Origin of the sequence: Nonomuraea antri (genome assembly GCF_013283785.1) — a bacterium.
In the GTDB taxonomy this organism is placed as follows: Bacteria; Actinomycetota; Actinomycetes; order Streptosporangiales; family Streptosporangiaceae; genus Nonomuraea; species Nonomuraea antri.
This window is the reverse complement of record NZ_JABCPZ010000134.1, coordinates 1-18,898: the sequence shown is the minus strand read 5'-3', so window position 1 is coordinate 18,898 and position 18,898 is coordinate 1. Positions and strand designations below refer to the sequence as shown.

Here is an 18,898-nt window from a genome sequence, read left to right as displayed (position 1 = left end):
GGCGGTGGATCCGCTCCGGCCGCGCCACGGGCACCCGCGTCTTTGTCCGCAAGGAAAAGGAAGCCGCGGCGAAAGGGTGCCGGCAGGAGTTTCTCCTGCGTGTCGCGCCGCGGATCCACTTGCGCATCTTCACTCCGTTCCACGGGTGATCGGGGACTTCGCAGTCTGCTTGATCGTCCCGTGGAGCGTCAATTGAAAGTTCTTTCGCCTACGAAGCGTGATAGCGGACACACAATCCAGTGCGCCGCCTTATCTCGCCGGTCGCTTACCGGGTTTGCCGTGGAAGAACTCATCGGCTGCGGAAAGTTCGGCGCCGATATCCGTACTCGTGGGCTTGCCCAGAACTTACCGAACCGGTCAACCACGCGATCGGGACGCCACCGCTTCTCATCCCTCGCGGGTGATCTCAGGGGTCATGCCGCGGCCGAATACTGCCAACTCCGAGGCGGAACGGAAGGGGAGACGGCGATGGGACTTCTCATCGAACTGATCGTGCTCGGCGCCGTGTTCTGGTGGTTGTACCGCTGCGTCATCACGCCGTGGCGCTGCCGCCGGCGCGGCTCCGTCGTGACCGGCAGTCACGACGCGGGCGTGTGGGTGAACCCGGTCAAATGGACCAAGATCGTCGTGGAACTCGAAGGGGAGATGGAGCCGGAAGGCACCATCGAGGCACGTGACCGCCGGCCCGGTCCATGACGCCGCCCGCACCCGAGAGCCAGGGCGGGGCCGAGCCCGGCGAGAACGCCGCGCCCGCCGGCGGGACACCGGCCCGGGGCACGTTCGGCCTGACCCAGGCCACCGCGCTCATCATGGGCAGCATCATCGGGGTCGGCATCTTCAACCTGCCGTATTCGCTGGCCGCGTTCGGCCCGATCAGCATCGTCGCCATGGCCGTGACCACGGTCGGCGCGATCGCGCTCGCCCTGATGTTCGCCGCGCTCTCACGGCGCATGCCCGCGGGCGGCGGCCCGTACGCCTACGCCAGAGCGGCCTTCGGCAACGGCATCGGGTTCGCCAACGCGTGGTCGTACTGGATCACGGCCTGGGCGGGCAACGCGGCCATCGTCACCGGCTGGGTCTACTACGTCGAGCACTTCGTCAACCAGGGCCACGCGACCGGCTGGTCCATCGTGATCGCTTTGGCCGGACTGTGGGTGCCCGCCGCGGTGAACCTGTCGGGCGTCAAGAACATCGGGGCCGTCCAGCTCTGGACGACGATCATCAAGTTCGTGCCGCTGGCCGTCATGGCCACGCTCGGGCTCGTCCTGATCGACCCGGCCAACCTGCGGCCGTGGAACGTCAGCGGGCAGAGCGACCTCGCCGCGATCGGCGGCGCGATGGCGATCTGCCTGTTCAGCTACCTGGGCGTGGAGACCGCCGCGGTGGCCGCGGGCAAGGTGCGCGACCCGGCGCGGAACATCCCCCGCGCCACCGTCACGGGCACGCTCGCCAGCGCGGCCGTCTACCTGCTGTCGCTGGTGGCCGTCTTCGGCGTCGTCCCGACCCCCGAGCTGGCCGAGGAGGCCAACAAGGCGTCCTACTCGGCGGCCGCCAACGCCATGGCCGGCGGCGGGACGTGGGCGGGCGCCCTGGTCGCGCTGGCCGTCATGGTCTCCGGCTTCGGCGCGCTGAACGGGTGGACCATGATCTGCGCCGAGATGCCGCTCGCCGCCGCCCGCGACGGGCTCTTCCCGCCCGCCTTCGGCAAGCTGTCGAAACGCGGCGTGCCGGCCGCCGGGATCATCGCCTCCACCGCGCTGGCGTCCGTCGCCATGGCCGTCAGCTTCATGGGGGCCAGCGGGGCGACCGTGTTCAACACGCTCGTCCTGATGACCGGGATCACCTCGGCCATCCCGTACGCGTTCTCCGCGCTGGCCCAGCTCAAGTGGCGGTGGCGTGATCACCGCGCCGTCCACGGGCCGCGCTTCGCCCGCGACCTCATCGTCGCGGTCCTGTCCCTGGTCTTCTCCGGGCTGTTCATCTGGTACTCGCGCAGCACCGGGGAGAGCGCCTGGTACCTCGTCTGGGGTCCCTTCCTCATGGCCGGGGCCGCGTTCCTGCTCGGCATCCCGGTCTACCTGCGGATGCGCACCCGGATGAGCCCGCCGGGACCCGTACCGCCCCATCCCGACAACCGAGGGAGACAACGGCCATGACCTTCCACGTGGACTCAGAGGTCGGCAAGCTGCGCCAGGTCATCGTGCACCGGCCGGGACTCGAACTCAGCAGGCTCAGCCCGGACAACGTGGGCCGGCTGCTGTTCGACGACGTCCTGTGGGCCAAACGGGCCCGCGAGGAGCACGACGCCTTCGCCCAGGTCCTGCGCGACCACGGCGTACGCGTGCACTACTTCGAGCAACTGCTCGCCGACGTGCTGGAGGACCAGGTCGCCCGCGACTGGGTGCTCGAACGCGTGCTGACCGACGACATCGTCGGCCCCACCCTGGTCGAGCCGCTGCGCAAGCTCGCCTCGGACGTGCCCGGCGACCGGCTCGCCGAGCTGCTGATCGGCGGCGTGATCAAGGCCGAGTTGCCCCGCGTGGCGGCCAGGAGCCTGCGCTGGGAGCTCATGAACGCCGACGACTTCCTGCTGCCCCCGCTGCCGAACCACCTCTTCCAGCGCGACAACTCGGCCTGGATCTACCGCGGGGTCAGCATCAACCCCATGGCCATGGCGGCCAGGAGACGCGAGTCCGTGCACAGCACCGCGATCTACGAGTTCCACCCGCTGTTCCGCGGCGAGCACTTCCCCGTCTGGTACGGCGCGGACGAGGACGACCACCAGCCCGCCACGCTGGAGGGCGGGGACATCCACGTGCTCGGCAAGGGCGTGGTCCTGGTCGGGCTGAGCCAGCGCACCACCGCCATGGGCGTGGAGAACCTGGCCCGGGCGCTGTTCGCGCGCGAGGGGGCCACCCGCGTGATCGCGGTCGAGCTGCCGCACTCGCGGGCGATGATGCACCTCGACACCGTCCTGACCATGATCGACAAGACGACGTTCGTCGTGTACCCGTACCTGAGCGCCTCGCTGCGGTCGTGGACCCTGCTGCCGTCGCAGGACCCGTCACGTCCGCGCCGGATCGAGGTCGTACGCAACGGCGACCTGTTCGAGACCATCGCCGCGGCGCTGGAGGTGGACGCGGTCACCGTCCTGCGTACCGACGAGGACCTGCGGGCGGCGCAGCACGAGCAGTGGGACGACGGCAACAACTTCCTGGCCCTGGAACCCGGCGTCATCGTCGGCTACGAGCGCAACGTCGCCACCAACACCAACCTGCGCAAGCACGGCATCGAAGTGATCACCATCGCGGGCAGCGAACTCGGCCGAGGCCGCGGCGGCCCGCGCTGCATGACCTGCCCCATCGAACGCGACCCGGCTTAGGAGCGGCACATGACCTACAACCTGCGCGCCCGCAACTTCCTCAAGGAACTCGACTTCACCCCGCACGAATGGAAATTCCTGCTGGACCTCGCCGCGGAGCTCAAGCGGGCGAAGTACGCCGGCACCGAACGGCCGCGGCTGATCGGCAGGAACATCGCGCTCATCTTCGAGAAGACCTCCACCCGCACCCGCTGCGCCTTCGAGGTGGCCGCGCACGACCAGGGCGCCCGGGTCACCTACCTCGACCCGGGAGGCTCGCAGCTCGGGCACAAGGAATCGGTGGAGGACACCGCCAGGGTGCTGGGCCGGATGTTCGACGGCATCGAATACCGCGGCTTCGCCCAGGAGCGCGTCGAGACCCTCGGCCGGCTGGCCGGAGTCCCGGTCTGGAACGGGCTCACCGACGAATGGCATCCCACCCAGACGCTCTGCGACATGCTCACCATGCGCGAGCACGCGGGCAAGCTCGACCGCGACATCGCGTTCGCGTACTGCGGCGACGCCCGCAACAACATGGGCAACTCGCTGCTGGTTGCCGGCGCCATGATGGGCATGGACGTGCGCATGGTCGCCCCCCGCGCGCTCTGGAACCACGAGGACGTGATCAAGGAGGCGCACCGCATCGCCGAGACCACCGGCGCCCGCGTCACCCACACCGAGGACGTCCAGGAGGGGGTGGCCGACGTCGACTTCGTCTACACCGACGTCTGGGTCTCGATGGGCGAGCCGAAGGAGACGTGGGACCAGCGCATCGCCCAGCTCGGCGGCTACCAGGTGAACATGGACCTGATCAGGGCCACCGGCAACCCGAACGTGCGCTTCATGCACTGCCTGCCGGCCTTCCACGACCGCAGGACGAAGGTCGGCGAGGACCTCTACGACAGGACCGGGCTCGCCGCGCTCGAAGTGACCGACGAGGTCTTCGAGTCCCCGCACTCGATCGTCTTCGACCAGGCCGAGAACCGGCTGCACACCATCAAGGCCGTCATGCTGGCCACGCTGGGCGCGTAGGAGACCTCATGCGCATCGTCATCGCCCTCGGCGGCAACGCCCTGCTCGTCAGGGGACAACGTCCGGACGCCGCGCTGCAGCAGGCCAACACGGTCCGGGCGGTCAGGGCCCTGGCCCCGCTGGCCGAGCAGCACGAACTGGTCATCACGCACGGCAACGGGCCGCAGGTCGGGCTGCTCGCCCTGGAGAGCGCCGCCAACCCGGACCTGACCACGCCGTACCCGTTCGACGTGCTCGGCGCCCAGACCCAGGGGATGATCGGCTACTGGCTGCTCCAGGCACTGGAGAACGCCCTTCCCGGCCGGGCGGTCGTCTCCCTGATCAACCAGACCCTGGTCTCCGCCGCCGACCAGGCGTTCACCAAGCCGACCAAGTTCGTCGGCCCCGGCTACGACGAGCGGACGGCGCAGACGCTGGCCCAGAACCACGGCTGGAGCTTCGCCCCCGACGGCGACCGCTGGCGCCGGGTCGTGCCGTCCCCCGAGCCGCACCACCTGGTGGAGACCAGGATCATCCGCGAACTCCTGACGGGCGGGGCCGTGGTGGTGTGCGCGGGCGGCGGCGGGGTCCCGGTGGTCCGCAACGAGGCGGGCAAGCTGGAGGGCGTCGAAGCGGTCATCGACAAGGACCTCGCCACCGCCAAACTGGCCGAGTCTCTGGAGGCCGACGCGCTGCTGCTGCTCACCGACGTGGCGGCGGTGCTGCGCGGCTACGGAACCCCGGCGGCCGAGCCCATCACCCGCGCCACGCCGGCCGCGTTGCGCAGGGAACGGTTCGCCGCGGGATCGATGGGGCCCAAGGTCGAGGCGATCTGCCGGTTCGTGGAGGTGACGGGGTCGATGGGCGCCATCGGCGCGCTCGGCGACGTCGGCGCCGTTCTGGCGGGGATGGCGGGCACGGTGGTCACGCCGGGCGGGAACTACGGCAGCGCGGATGACCTCGGGCCCCGCTCGTGGGCGCCGGCCCGGCCCGCATCTCCGAACTGATCACTGCTGGTTCGCTGTCGGCTCCCCGGGGCGGCGTGTCATGATCCTGAACGTGACCGCCATGTCCCTGGGGGCCGCCTACAACCGACTCTGGACCGCCACGGCGCTGTCCAACCTCGGTGACGGCATCAGGAGCGCCGCGTTACCCCTGCTGGCCGCCTCCATGAGCGCCGATCCCGTCGTCGTGGCGGGCGTGGCGGTGGCAGGACAGCTTCCCTGGCTGCTGCTCGGCCTGATCGCCGGCGCGCTGGTCGACCGGTTCGACCAGCGCCGCCTCGTCGTCCTGGTCGACTGCGGGCGTACGGCGCTGCTGGCGGCGTTGACGGTGGGCGTGCTGACCGGGTCCGCCACCGTGGCCTGGATCTACGCGGTCGCCTTCGCCTGCGGCCTGGGCGAGACGCTGCGCGACACGGCCACCGCCACCCTGCTGCCACCCCTGGTGAACGACGCCGACCTGGAGCGGGCGAACGGGCGGCTGGTCAACGCGGAGGTCGCGGGCAACGAGCTGATCGGCCCGCCGCTCGGTGGCTACCTGTTCGGCGTGGCCATGGTCCTGCCCATCGCCGTCAACGGCGGCACGCTGGCCCTGGCCGCCGCCTTGATCTTCAGCCTGCCCGGCGTCTTCGCCCCAGCCCCGGGCCCGGCCCTGGCCGCGAAGGGCCGCATCCGGCACGAAACCGTGGCGGGCCTGCGCTGGCTGGTGCGCTCGCGCCGCATGTTCACGCTGTCGCTGCTGTCGGGCACGTTCGCCTTCGTGGACAGCATGTGGTTCGTCGTCCTGGTCCTCTTCGTCCAGCAGATCCTCGCGTTGCCCGCCGCGATCTACGGCCTGCTGGTCGGCGTCGGCGCCGTGGGCGGCCTGATCGGCGGGTTCCTCGCCGCCCGCGTCGTGCGCCTGCTCGGCCCGGCCCCGGCCCTGACCGCCTGCCTGCTCACCGCCGCCGGCGGCCAGCTCATGCTCGGCCTGGCCACCGAGGCGGTCCTGGTCGCGCTCGGGCTGGCGGCCACGAGCGCCGCCTTCGGCGTCTGGAGCGTCGTCGCCCGCACCCAACGCCAGCGCGGCACCCCCCGCGACCTGCTCGGCCGCGTCACCAGCGCCTCGACGACCGTGGTGATGACCGCCTCGCCGCTGGGCGCGCTGGTCGGCGGCCTGATCGGTCGTGAGTACGGCTTGCGCGCCGCCATCCTGCTCGGCGTGCCCGCACTGGTGGTCGCGGCGTGCGTGGCCTACGCGGTGCTGCGGGAACCGGCTCCTTGAGCGGTGTCCGGAGGTGCCTTGTCCGCGGCAGATCGCACCAGTCAGAATGCCCTGATGACGATCTCCGCTGACGACTCCGGTCCGGCCCGGATTGTGACGGGCGTTCTTCTCGACGGCGATCGGGTGTTGCTGTGTCACCGAAGCCCTGGACGCCGCTGGTATCCCGGCGTGTGGGACCTGCCGGGCGGTCATGTCGAGGAGGGGGAGGATCCGAGGGGGAGCCTTGTCCGCGAGCTCCGGGAGGAGCTGGGAATCACGGCGTCGCAGCCGTCCGGCCCGCCGGTGCGCGAGATCCGGAGCGCGACGTTCGACATGCGGATCTGGTTGGTCGACAGGTGGACGGGAACACCCGTCAACGCCGCGCCGGACGAGCACGACGCCGTGGCGTGGTTCGACAGGTCCGAGCTCGGCGGCCTGCGTCTCGCCCATGAGCCGTATCTCTCCATGCTCACCGCCGTGCTCGTCAAGTGACCTCTCACAGGCGCGGCGACCGCGGCTGACATGGAGCGCAGGGCCGCTTGACCCTGACGCGGGGTCAACCTTTCAGCATGGGGGCATGACCACGGAAACCAGTGCGATGCGGCACTTCACCGTCCACCACGACGGCGTCACGATCCCGGTGTCTCGCCAGGGCCGGGGACGGCCGCTGGTCCTGTGCCCCGGACTGAACTCGACCCAGGCCGACCTGCGCGAGCTGATCGAGCTGCTGAGAGGCGACCACGACGTGGTGACGTTCGACCTGCGGGGCCATGGCCGCACCTCGGCGGCCGGCCGGTACTCCTTCGAGGGGTTCCTCGGCGATCTCGGCGCGGTGCTGGCGGAGCTGGGCAAGCGCGGCCTGTCCGCCGCGCCGGTGCTGGTGGGCTACTCGCTGGGCGCCGACCTGGCCGTGCACCATGCCGCCGAGCATCCCGGCGCCGTCGCCGAGCTGGTTCTCATCGACGGGGCGAACCCGGTGCCCGAACCGTTCGTCACCGAGGACGTCCTGCCTGAGTTCCGCGCCATGTGGGCGGACCTGGCGGCGCGGCAGCGGGCCGCGCGGGGCACCGCGCGTCAGGTGCTGCTCACGGCGCGGGAGATGCTCGACCTGAACGTCGAGATCGATGGGATCCGTTCCGGGATCCTCGACCGTTACGGGAGGATCGACCGGCCCATCACCATGATCATGTCGACCGCGATGGCCGGCGACGGCGGCGAAGGGCGCGCGCCCCGGTTCAACCGGAACTGGCGCGCGGGCGTCGATCGGCTCGTCCGCGAGCATCCGCACATCGCCACCACCTGGCTCGACGCCGATCACGGGCTGGTGTTCAGCCATGCCGGGCGGATCGCCTCGATCATCCGCGGTACGGACGTGACCCGTTGAGCGACCTTTGGAGACCGGTCTGATGCTGACCATCGGCGAGCTGGCGTCGTACGCCGGAGTGACGGTCCGCGCGGTGCGGCACTACCACGCCAAGGGGCTGCTGCCGGAGCCCGAGCGGGACCACTCCGGCTACCGCAGATACGACGCCGCCGCCGTGGTCGAGCTGATCAAGATCCGGACCCTCGCCGAGGCCGGGGTCCCGCTGGCGCGGGTGCGTGATCTGCTGCGGGCCGGTGAGGAGGAGTTCGCCGCGGCGATCGCGGACATCGACAGGAGGCTTCGGGCGGAGATTCGCGAGCGGCAGCGGCATCGCGAGCGGATCGCCCGCCTGGCCGCCGGTGAACACCTGGTGCTGCCCGCGGAGGTGGTCGAGTACCTCGACCGGCTGCGGGCGCTCGGCGTGGACGAGCGGATCGTCCGGGCCGAGCGCGACGGCTGGATCCCGCTGGCCGCGCGCTCGCCCGAGCGGGTGCCGGAGTGGATGGCACGCAAGCGGGAGCAGCTCGCCGACCCGCGGCTCGTCGACTTCCACCTCACGCTGAGCCAGGCCCTCGACCGAGCCGACGACGACGCGCGGCTGGTGGAGCTGGCCGACAGGCTGGCCGACTACCTCACGCGGTTGGCCGACGAGCAGGGAGCGGATCATGTCGAAGACACCGGCATCGAGCCGCCGCTCGCCGCGCTGATGGACGCGCTGGCGTTCGCCACGGTGCCGCCGGCGCGCCGGCTGATCGAACTGCTGAAGCAGCGCGGCTGGACGGGCTGGACCAGGCTCGAGCGGGTGGACCCGAGCGGGTGAGGCGGCGGCTCACTCGTCCGATCGCGACAACCCGCGGGCCGATATGAGTGACCGGGGCCCGGCCGCTGCTTCGCTCAGTGCCGGACGGTCACGACGATCTTGCCGATCTGCGTGTTCGACTCCAGGTGGCGGTGCGCCTCGACGACGTCCGCCAGGTCGAAGGTGCGGTCGATGGCGGGCCGCAGCGTGCCGGCGCGGAGTCCGGCCTCGACGAAGGCTCGGGCGCGGCCCATCCGGACGGGGTCGGCCGTGACGAGGTCGGCGTTGAAGCCGTGCACGGTGATCGGCCAGTTCATGGGCAGCGGCGCCGGCCGGGGGTCGAGCCAGCCGTAGACGATCAGCAGGCCGTCGGCCGCGACGGTCTCGGCGAGTTCGCTCAGGCCGGGCCCTCCGACGGCGTCGAAGACGATCCTCGCCCCCTTGCCGCCGGTGACGGCGCGCACCCGGCCGGCGAGGTCGCCCGCGTCGGCGGCGAGGACGTGGGCGGCGCCGGCCTGAAGCAGCCGCGCGGACTTGGCGGCGGTCCGGGTGACGGCGATGGGAGTCGCGCCGAGGTGGTCGGCGATCTGGATGGCGGCGAGCCCGGTACCGCTGGACGCGGCGGTGATGACGACGCTGTCGCCGGGGTTCGTCCGGCCCACTTCCACCAGGGCGCCGTAGGCGGTCAGGTAGGTGGTCCACACGGCGGCGCCGGTGATCGCGTCGACCTGGGCGGGCCGGGGCAGGAGGGACCGGACCGGGGCGTTGACGCGATCCCCGTAGACGCCGTGTCGTGACATTTCCTGATCGCTGAGGACGCTCACCGCATCGCCCGGCGCGAAGCCCGCGACGCCGGGGCCGACCGCCTCCACCGTCCCTGCCGCTTCGAAGCCCAGCCGGGAGCCGGGCAGCGTGGGCCGGTAGTAGTAGGCGCCGGCGCGGAAGAGGGCTTCGGCGCGGTTGAGCCCGATGGCGTCGATACGGACCTGAACCTCACCGGGGCCCGGGGCATCGAGCCGGACGTCCTCGACCTTCAGGACGTCCGGGCCGCCGAGCTCATGGAAGAGCACCGCTCGTGCGTGGGTTGCCATGCGTCAGACACTATGGAGCGGCACGCGAGACTATCCATGCCGTGGAGTCTCGCGTTCCTGTCCGATCGTCTTCCTCGACGGACGCCGGGCTAAAGTCGTCCGCATGGACGTGCTCAGCGACGCGATCACCGCCATGCGCACCGGCGTCCCCCATTCCTCGCGCACGCTCATGTCCGCGCCGTGGGGCCTGCGGTTCGCGCCGTCCGACGGGGCCGGCTGTCACGTCGTCCTGCAAGGTTCGTGCTGGCTCCTGCCGCCCGCGCGGGAGCCGATCCCGCTCGCCCCGGGCGACGTGGTGTTCCTCGCGCACGGACGCGGCCACGCCATCGCGGACGATCCCACGACGCCGCTGGTCGACGTCGTCCAGGACCGCGACGGGAACTGGGTGCCGACCGAGGAGGCGCCGCGGGGCGCCGGCCCGGCCACGCACCTGCTGTGCGGCGCGTACCGGCTCAACCGGACGCGGGCGCACCCGCTGCTCACCGGGCTCCCCGAGGTCGTCCACCTCCCGGCCAGGATCGGCACGCACCCCGCGCTGCGGGCCGCCGTGGACCTCCTGGGCGCCGAACTGGAGCGGCCGGGGCCGGGCTCCGACGCGCTGGTGCCGGCGCTGCTCGACTCGCTGCTGCTCTACATCCTGCGTGCCTGGCTGCACGAGCACGCCGAGCGGGCGGCCACCGGCTGGGTCGCCGCGCTGGCCGACCCGGCGATCGCCGACGCGCTGCACGCACTCCACCGCGACCCCGCCCGTCCCTGGACCGTGGCGGAACTCGGCGCGCGGGCCGGCCTGTCGCGGGCGGCCTTCGCGCGACGGTTCACGACGGTCGTGGGCCAGCCGCCCCTGGCGTACCTGACCTGGTGGCGCATGACGGTCGCCGGCCGGCTGCTCGCCACCAGCGACGTCCCGCTGCGCGTCGTCGCGGAGAACGGCGGCTACTCCTCGGAGTTCGCCTTCGCCAAGGCGTTCAAGCGGGAGTTCGGGGTGTCGCCCGGCAGGTACCGCAGGCAACACGACGGCCGGCCGTGAAACAGGCCCGCGCCCGAAACCGTCACCGGGCAATGGCATGATCCCCGGATGGATTCGTTACCGGAAGCGCTGGCTCAAGTGGACTGGGACGGCCTCGATCACGCCTATGGACGTGCCTCGGACGCTCCCGGGCAGGTCCTGGCGCTGGTCGGCGACGACCCGCGGGCCCAGAGCGACGCCGTCGGATACCTGGATGCGGCGATGCTGCACCAGGGCAGCGTTTACTCCGCCACGGGCCCGTTCGTCAGGTTCGTGGCGAGGGCCCTGGCCGATCCCGCGACCGACACGATCGTCGACGACGTGCTCCCCTGGGACGCCGAACCGCGTCCCCTGCGGGCGGCGCTGCTGGAGTACCTGGCGCTGTTCGCCGAGGCGTGCGGGCTGGAGGTCGGCGACGACGAACTGCTCCGCGACGCCCACCCCGCGGGCCGCGACGAAGCGGATCTGCGACGCATCCGCGCGGCCGCCCGGGCCTGCGAGTGGCGCCTCGATCCCGACCCGGCCACCCGTACGCCGCCGCCCGCCGCCCTGCTGGAGGCGATCGACGACACCGAGTTCCGCAAGGCGATGGTCGCCCGTGACCTGCTCGCCTGCAGAACGGCGGTTCCCGACGTCTTCGCCGCGGCGCTGCCGCTGATCACCGCGTCCGAGCCGGCCGTCCGGATCGCGGCGATGACCGCGGCGGCCCGCTGCGTCGGCCACGTGGACCTCGCCGACGCCAAGGCGCCGCTGGTCGAGCTCATCGCCGGCGCCGCGGTCGTCTCGTCCGAGCCGAGGGAGCGGGCGACCGTCGCCTGCCTGCTCGCGATGCTGGGCGAAGCACCCGGACGTCTGCTCGACGACCCGCATCCCGGAGTCCGCGCCTGCGCGGCGCTGGCGCCCGGCCTCGCGGACGACCCGCGCGCCACCGGCGCGCTGGTCGCCGCGCTGGAAGACCCCCACGAAGCCGACCACTGGTTCGACCGCCACCTGCCCGGGCAGGACGGCTGGCTGCACTTCGACCTCGCCCGCGCCCTCGCCGAACGCGCCACGGACCTCGAGAGCGTCCTGCCTGCCGCGATCGGCCTGTGCACGCTGTCCTTCACCCTGGACTACGGCAACGACCTCGCGCCGTTCGTCGCACTCGCCTTTCCCGAACCGCTCACCGAGCGGACGAGGTTGCGACCGGCCCAGCGCCGCTTCCTCAGTGCCCTTCTCGACCACCGGCACCTGCCGTTCGACGAGGACCTCTGCCGACGGCTGCTCGACGGTTGAGACCACGCTCCGGTTTCTCACGCGGGACGCGGGGACCCCCGCTCGGAAACGGTTCGTAATGGATCGATCACCTTATGGCACGATGCCCGTGCCTTCGTCGCCGTTCCGGACGTTCGCGCCGGAAGGTGGTCGCGGCGAGGGGGTGGTCTCCATAGATCAGGAACGGCAGATCGCGGGTACGCGGACCTGGGACGTCGTGGTCATCGGCGCAGGTCCCGCAGGCGCGTCGGCGGCCCGCGTGGCGGCGGAGGCCGGGTGCCGCACCCTGGTCCTGGAACGTGCCAGGATCCCCCGGTACAAGACCTGCGGCGGCGGCCTCATCGGTCACGCCCAGGCGGCGCTTCCCCCCGACCTGCCGCTGCAGGTGAAGGACGTCGCCCACAGCTTCACCTTCAACCTGGTGGGCCGCAGGCAGCGGACGCTCGCCTCCGCCGGGGACACCCCCATCCTGATGGTGTTCCGCGCCGACCTGGACGCCGCGCTGACCGACGTCGCGGCCAAGGCGGGCGCCGAGATACGCGACGGCCTGGCGGTGTCCGGGCTGTCGGACGACGGCCTGATCACCGTAAGGACCTCGGACGGCGACACGCTCAGGACGCGCGCCCTGGTCGGCGCGGACGGCAGCGCCGGCCGGGTCGCCAAGCACGTCGGGGTGCGGTGCGCGCAGACCGACCTGGCCCTCGAGGTGGAGGTGCCGGTCACAGAGCGGGCGGCGGCGCACTGGCACGGGCGGATGCTGATCGAGTGGGGCCCGCTGCCGGGATCGTTCGGCTGGGTGTTCCCCAAGGGCGACATCTGCACCGCCGGAGTGGTGGCCGCCCGCGGGCAGGGCCAGGACACCAGGGCGTACATGCGGGACTTCCTGGCCAGATACGAGCTCGACCAGGCCGAGCCGGTGCACGACACCGGTCACCTGACGCGCTGCCGGTTCCCGGATTCTCCGCTCGCCCGCGGTCGCGCCGTCGTCGCCGGGGACGCGGCCGGGTTGTGCGACCCGTGGTCGCGCGAGGGCATCTCGTTCGCGCTGCGTTCCGGCATCGCGGCCGGGCAGGCGGCGGCGCGGATCGCCGGAGCGGCGGACGAGGCCGCCGTCGAGCGGGCCGGCGCCGACTACGCGCGCGCGGTCACCTCGACGCTGGGGACCGAGATGGAGGCCTCCAGGCAGGTCATGAACCTGTTCTGCAAGCGCCCCGGCCTCATCCACGACGGACTGACCGCGTTGCCGCCGGTGTGGCGCATGTTCGACCGGTACATCAACGGCGAGACCACGATTCCCGCGCTCGTCGGCCACCCGGTGGCCCGGCTGGCCCTGCGCGCGCTCGGCCGTCTGGCCTGACGGGACCCGAGCGAACCGGCCGTGTCCCGGCCGGAAGAACCTCCAGCGGAAGGACACGCGTGTGAGTTCGGTGAACCATCGCCGGGAGCAGGTCCCGGTGGCCATCGTGGGAACCGCATGCCGGGCGCCCGGTGGCGTGATCGACGCCGACGGCCTGTGGCGGCTGCTGCTGGACAAGCGCGACGCCGTGGCCGGGTCGCAGCCGGGCCTGCGGTGGGCGGAGCACGAGCGGGTCGTCCCGCACGACCTGGCCGGCAGCGGGATGCTGCGCAACGGCGCGTTCGTGGACGGGATCGAGCTGTTCGACCCCGCGTTCTTCGGCATCCCGGCCAAGGACGCCTCGTCCGTAGACCCCCAGCACCGGCTGCTGATGGAGACCGGCTGGGAGGCGCTGGAGAACGCCGGCATCGCGCCCAGGTCGCTCAAGGGCTCCGACACCGGCCTGTTCGTCGGCATCTCGAACACCGACTACGCCAAGCGGTTCAGGCTGACCGAGGTCGACATCTACCAGGGCATCTCGGCCGTGCCGTCGGGCGCGCCGGGGCGGATCTCGTACTTCCTCGACGTCAACGGCCCGTCGCTGGCGGTGGACGCCGCGTGCGCCTCCTCCCTGGTCGCGGTGCATCTGGCCTGCCGTTCGCTGCACGACGGCGAAGCCGACCTGGCGCTCGCCGGCGGCGTGACCGTCCAGCTGGAGTGGGCGGGCAACGTGGGGTTCGCCCGCGCCGGGGCACTGTCGTCGCGGGGGCGCTGCGCGGCCTTCGACGCGAGCGCCGACGGGTTCGTCCGGGGCGAGGGCTGCGGCATGGTGGTGCTCAAGCGGCTGCCCGACGCCCTGCGGGACGGCGACAGGATCCTGGCGCTCATCACCGGCACCGCGATCAACCACGCCGGCCGGGTCCAGGGCATCACCCAGCCCTCACGCGCCGCGCAACGCGCGGTGCTGGACGCGGCGATGCGGGTCTCCGGCGTGTCACCGGGCGACGTGCACTACATCGAGACGCACGGCACCGGCACCCCGGTGGGCGACCCGATCGAGTTCTCCGCCATCAAGGACGCCTACGGCGACGGCGCCGGCTCGTGCGCCCTGGGCTCGATCAAGACGAACATCGGGCACCCGGAGAGCGCGGCGGGCGTGCTGGGGCTGATCAAGGCCGCGACGGCAGTGCACACCGGGCTCATCCCCGCCAACCTGCACTTCCAGCGCTGGAACCCGGCCGTGGAGGCGGCGGACACCCGCTTCTTCGTGCCCACCGACGCCACCTCGTGGGAGGACGAGACCGGGCCCCGGCACGCGGCCGTGTCCGCCTTCGGGGTGACCGGCGCCAACGCGCACGTCATCGTCGAGCAGCCACCGCCCCACCGGCCGCGCCGGCCCGCATCGGCCGGCCCGCGTCCAGGCACGCGGATCTACGCGGTGTCCGCGGCCACCCCGGGCGGCCTGACCCGGACCTGCGCCCGCCTCGCGGAAAGCCTCGACCCGACCGGAACCGCGAACGACCCCGACCCGACCGCGAACGACCTCGACCCCGGCGAGCCCGCGGAGCTCGCGCTGGCGGATGTGGCGCACACCCTCGCGGCGCGGCGCAGCCACCTCACCCACCGGGCCTGCGTGCTCGCGGCGGACCGGGGCGAGCTGCTGTCCGGGCTGCGGGCCCTGGCCGAGGGACGGGACGACGACCGGGCCGTCCGGGGCACGGCCGTCCTCTCCGACGACGCGGTATGGGTGTTCTCCGGGCACGGGTCGCAGTGGGCGGGGATGGCGCGTAACCTGCTCGACCGCGAGCCCGCCTTCACCGAGTCCATCGACCGGCTCGACCCGCTGGTCGTCGCCGAGTCCGGGTTCTCGCTGCGTGACCGGCTGGCCTCGGGCGAGTGCGGCGAGCGCATGGACGAGGTGCAGCCGCTGGTGTACGCGGTGCAGGTCGGGCTGGCCGCGATGTGGCGCCGGTGGGGAGCGCGTCCGGCCGCCGTGGTGGGTCACTCCATGGGCGAGGCGGCCGCCGCGGTCGCCGCCGGCGTCCTGACGCCGGAGTCCGGCATGCGCATCATCCTGACCAGGTCGGCGATGCTGCAACGGGTGGCCGGCGGCGGCATGGCCAGCGTGGCGTTGCCCGCCGAGCAGGTCGCGGCCGAGCTCGACGGGCTGGAGGGGGTCTCGGTCGCGGTGGTGACCGCGCCGTCCTCGACCGTCGTGGCGGGACGCGCGGCGGCCGTGCACGAGCTGATGGCGCGCTGGCAGGAGCGCGGCGTGTTCTGCAAGCAGATCTCCGTGGTGGTGGCGGCGCACTCCCCGCAGGTCGAGCCGATCCTCGACGACCTCGCCAAGCAGGTGTCCTGGCTCGCCGGCGCGCCGCCAGAGGTGCCGTTCTACTCCACGAGCGAGGATCCGCGCCTGCCGGTCGTCTTCGACGCGACCTACTGGACCGCGAACCTTCGCAACCCCGTACGTTTCGACCTGGCCTGCCGGGCGTTGATCGAGGACGGGCACCGGCTCTTCCTGGAGGTGTCACCGCATCCGCTGCTGACCCCGGCCGTGGCGGAGACCGCCGCGGTGATGAGCGTGCCCGTCATCACCGTGCCGTCGCTGACCCGCGACCAGGACGGGTGCGCGGCGATGCGCGCGTCCGCGGCGGCCCTGCACCTGGCCGGAGCGCCGGTGGACCTGGACGCCGTCAACGGCGGCGGCGCCCCGGCCGTGCTGCCGCCCACGGCGTTCGACCGGGCCAGGTTCTGGGAGGAGCCGCACCGGAACGCCGCCCGTTCCGGCCACATGTGGCTGGGCGAGCGCCTGGTCGTGCGTGACGCGGACGCCGACGACCGCACCAGGCACGTGTGGGAGGCGGACCTGGGCACGGACCGGGTCGCCTGGCTCGGGCAACACGTCCTGCACGACAGCCCGGTGGTTCCCGGGGCCGCGTACGTCGAGCTCGTCCTGGCCGCCGCCGTCGAGCTGCTGGAGTGCCCGATCGGCGGGCTGCGGGTGGAGGACGTGCGTTTCGAGCGCCTGCTGCCGCTCACGGACTGCGTGCCGGTGCAGGTCAGCGCGACGAACGCGGACGGACGGGTGCGCGTGGAGATCTCCAGGCGGCAGGGCGGCGCCTGGGAGCACATCGCCTCGGCAGCCGTCATCCGCTCGGAACAGCTTCCAGGCGATGGGCCGGACCTGGTCGAGCCGGAAGGCGACGGCCGTGACCTGGCGCGGGTGTACGCGGCGCTCGCCGGGATGGGCCTCGACACGGGACCAGCCTTCCACTCGATCGTCGAGGTCGCGGCGGGCGGGGTGACGCGGGTGCGGGTGCCCGACGAGGCCGTCATCCGCGCCGGCGCGCCTCAGGTGCATCCCGTCCTGCTCGACGGGTGCGTCCTGTCGACCGCCATCGGCCTGATCGAGGAGGACGACGAGGACGGGCCGGGCCCCGGCCGGCCGTGGCTGCCCGAGCGGATCGGGGCGATCGTCCTGCCCGACGAACCGCACCTGATCGCCCGGGTCCGCCCCGAGGTGCGGAGGGAGGGCGACGACCTCGCCTCCGGCCGCGCCGACCTGTACACCGAGGACGGACGCTGGGCGGGGGCGCTGGAGGGCATGCGCTTCGTCCGGGCCGCCAGACGTTCGCAGGCCCAGCGGCTGAACGGGAAACTGATCGAGGTCGCCTGGCGCGAGGCCGACCTGCCCGCCGGGCGGCAGGCGGACACGCCGCGGGTGGCGGTGATCGCCGAACCCGGCGACACGGAACGCACCGCCGAGCGCCTGGCGCGGGCGCTGGCCGGCCAGGCCGGGGCGGTGACCGTCCACCAGGCGGGCGACGACGTAGATCCGGCCGCGGAGACGGTCGTCTGGTGCGCCACCGGCCGGCTGGACGGCCTGGAACGGACGACGCAGGTCGTCGACCTGCTGCGCGCCGGCGCGGGGGCGGCGAAACCGCCGCGGCTGTGGCTGGCCAGCACCCTCGCCCGCCAGGCCGGCCCGGACCTGGACGACCCGGACCTGGACGACCCGGACCTGGACGACGCGGACGACCCGGGCGGCGCGGGCGGCGCGGTGGACCCCGACGTGTGCGCGCTGCGCGGCCTGCTCCGCGTGGCCTCCTTCGAACAGCCCGACTCCGCCGTGAGCTGGGTGGACGCCGACCAGGTCGAGTCCGCCGCCGCCGAGGTCCTGGCCGGCGACGCCGAGACCGAGACCGCCTGGCGTGCCGGGCGGCGTTACGTGGCCAGGCTGGCGCCCGCCCCGCTGGCCCCGCGCCCCGCCCGGTCGGCGCGCACCGTCGAGGTCGTCGCGGGCCAGGCGGAGTACGCGCTGCGCGCCGACCAGGAAAGGGGACTCGACGGGGTGCGGCTCGTCGCCACCGGGGCGCCGCCCGCCGTGCCGGGGCCCGGCCAGGTGCTGGTGCGGGTGCAGGCGGTCACCGTGCACTTCAGGGACGTCATGATCGCCCTGGGCGTCTACCCGTCCGAGGACGGGGGCACGCCCGAACTCGGCTCCGACGCCACCGGAGTCGTGGTCGCCGTCGGCGACGGGGTCGAGGACCTGCGGCCGGGCGACCGGATCACCGCGCTGGTGCCCCACGGGACCGGTTCCATCGCCTCGCACTGCCTGGTCCACGCCGACCTGGCCATGCCGTTGCCGTCCGATGCCGATCCGGTCTCCTTCGCCCCGGTCGCGGCGACGTACAGCACGGTCTGGCACAGCCTGGTCGACGTGGCGCGGCTGGCCGAGGGCGAGACGGTGCTCGTGCACTCGGCCGCCGGCGGAACGGGGCAGGCGGCGATCGCGGTGGCGCGGCTGCGCGGCGCCACCGTCATCGCCACGGCCGGCACCGAGGAGAAGCGGCGCCACCTGCGGCGGCAGGGCATCGAGCACGTCTTCGACTCCCGGAGTCTCGACTTCGCCGCCGAGGTGGCGCGGGTCACCGGCGGGCGCGGCGTGGACGTGGTGCTCAACTCGCTCAGCGGCGCCGCCATGCGCGCGTCGCTGACGCTGCTGGCCTCGGGCGGGCGCTTCGTGGAGATCGGCAAACGCGACCTGCACGACGGGGCGCGGATCGACCTGGCCACGTTCCGCCGGGGCAACACGTACGCGGCCATCGACATCGCGCTGAGCGGCATCGAGCGGCCGGCGGTCGTCAAGGGCGCGGCCCTGCGCGCGATCGCCGAGATCGGCGCCGGACGGCTGCCGCTGCCGGACGTCCGGACGTTCCCGCTGGCCGAGGCGCCCGCCGCGATCAAGCGGCTGGCCTCGGGCGACCACATCGGCAGGATCGTCCTCACCTTCCCCGAGCCGGGGGAGCGCGTCCGCGTCCTGGCGCCGGAACGCGAGGACGTGGTCCGGCGCGGCGGCGCGTACGTCATCACCGGCGGCACCAGGGGCCTGGGGCTGGAGGCGGCGCGCTGGCTGGCGGAGTCGGGGGC

General features: G+C 72.8%; 14 protein-coding genes. 13 read left to right on the top strand and 1 reads right to left on the bottom strand.

What is annotated here, in order from left to right:
• Positions 1-279: 279 nt before the first annotated feature.
• The 9 genes from HII36_RS34135 to HII36_RS34095 all read left to right on the top strand — a co-directional run bounded on the left by HII36_RS34135 (position 280) and on the right by HII36_RS34095 (position 8,799).
• A complete protein-coding gene (locus tag HII36_RS34135; RefSeq protein ID WP_173527436.1) occupies positions 280-696 on the top strand; it encodes a hypothetical protein in 417 nt (138 codons plus the stop codon).
• Positions 693-2,156: an amino acid permease gene (locus tag HII36_RS34130; RefSeq protein WP_173527435.1), complete on the top strand. Its 1,464-nt coding sequence runs from the start codon at positions 693-695 to the stop codon at positions 2,154-2,156. Before HII36_RS34135 ends, HII36_RS34130 begins: the two co-directional genes overlap by 4 nt.
• Positions 2,153-3,382: an arginine deiminase gene (locus tag HII36_RS34125; RefSeq protein WP_173527434.1), complete on the top strand. Its 1,230-nt coding sequence runs from the start codon at positions 2,153-2,155 to the stop codon at positions 3,380-3,382. The genes HII36_RS34130 and HII36_RS34125 overlap by 4 nt, the downstream gene beginning before the upstream one ends.
• A 9-nt stretch (positions 3,383-3,391) precedes the next feature.
• Positions 3,392-4,393: an ornithine carbamoyltransferase gene (gene argF, locus HII36_RS34120; RefSeq protein ID WP_173527433.1), complete on the top strand. Its 1,002-nt coding sequence runs from the start codon at positions 3,392-3,394 to the stop codon at positions 4,391-4,393.
• Positions 4,394-4,401: 8 nt separating this feature from the next.
• Complete coding sequence (locus tag HII36_RS34115) at positions 4,402-5,379, top strand: carbamate kinase (protein ID WP_173527432.1); 978 nt, start codon at positions 4,402-4,404, stop codon at positions 5,377-5,379.
• A 61-nt stretch (positions 5,380-5,440) separates the two neighbouring features.
• Positions 5,441-6,637, top strand: coding sequence for an MFS transporter (locus HII36_RS34110; protein WP_236004149.1), 1,197 nt, complete (start codon positions 5,441-5,443; stop codon positions 6,635-6,637).
• Positions 6,638-6,655: 18 nt separating this feature from the next.
• Positions 6,656-7,108 carry an NUDIX domain-containing protein gene (locus HII36_RS34105; RefSeq protein WP_236004147.1) on the top strand — a complete coding sequence of 151 codons (453 nt, stop codon included), beginning with the start codon at positions 6,656-6,658 and terminating at the stop codon, positions 7,106-7,108.
• A gap of 85 nt (positions 7,109-7,193) precedes the next feature.
• Complete coding sequence (locus HII36_RS34100) at positions 7,194-8,000, top strand: alpha/beta fold hydrolase (RefSeq protein WP_217370322.1); 807 nt, start codon at positions 7,194-7,196, stop codon at positions 7,998-8,000.
• A 22-nt stretch (positions 8,001-8,022) separates the two neighbouring features.
• Complete coding sequence (locus tag HII36_RS34095) at positions 8,023-8,799, top strand: MerR family transcriptional regulator (protein ID WP_173527430.1); 777 nt, start codon at positions 8,023-8,025, stop codon at positions 8,797-8,799.
• A 74-nt stretch (positions 8,800-8,873) separates the two neighbouring features.
• On the opposite strand, the gene HII36_RS34090 is transcribed toward HII36_RS34095, so the two are convergent.
• On the bottom strand, positions 8,874-9,869 hold the full coding sequence (locus tag HII36_RS34090) for a zinc-dependent alcohol dehydrogenase family protein (RefSeq protein ID WP_173527429.1): 996 nt from the start codon (positions 9,867-9,869) through the stop codon (positions 8,874-8,876).
• 103 nt (positions 9,870-9,972) lie between these two features.
• Between HII36_RS34090 and HII36_RS34085 the strand changes: the two genes are divergently transcribed.
• From HII36_RS34085 to HII36_RS34070, 4 genes are all read left to right on the top strand, one after another.
• On the top strand, positions 9,973-10,896 hold the full coding sequence (locus tag HII36_RS34085; RefSeq protein ID WP_173527428.1) for an AraC family transcriptional regulator: 924 nt from the start codon (positions 9,973-9,975) through the stop codon (positions 10,894-10,896).
• Positions 10,897-10,944: 48 nt separating this feature from the next.
• Positions 10,945-12,150, top strand: coding sequence for a hypothetical protein (locus HII36_RS34080; protein WP_173527427.1), 1,206 nt, complete (start codon positions 10,945-10,947; stop codon positions 12,148-12,150).
• Between the two features lie 82 nt (positions 12,151-12,232).
• Positions 12,233-13,486, top strand: coding sequence for a geranylgeranyl reductase family protein (locus HII36_RS34075; protein WP_173527426.1), 1,254 nt, complete (start codon positions 12,233-12,235; stop codon positions 13,484-13,486).
• A gap of 61 nt (positions 13,487-13,547) precedes the next feature.
• Positions 13,548-18,898: type I polyketide synthase (locus HII36_RS34070; protein WP_173527425.1), on the top strand; the 5,351-nt coding region annotated here is incomplete at its 3' end.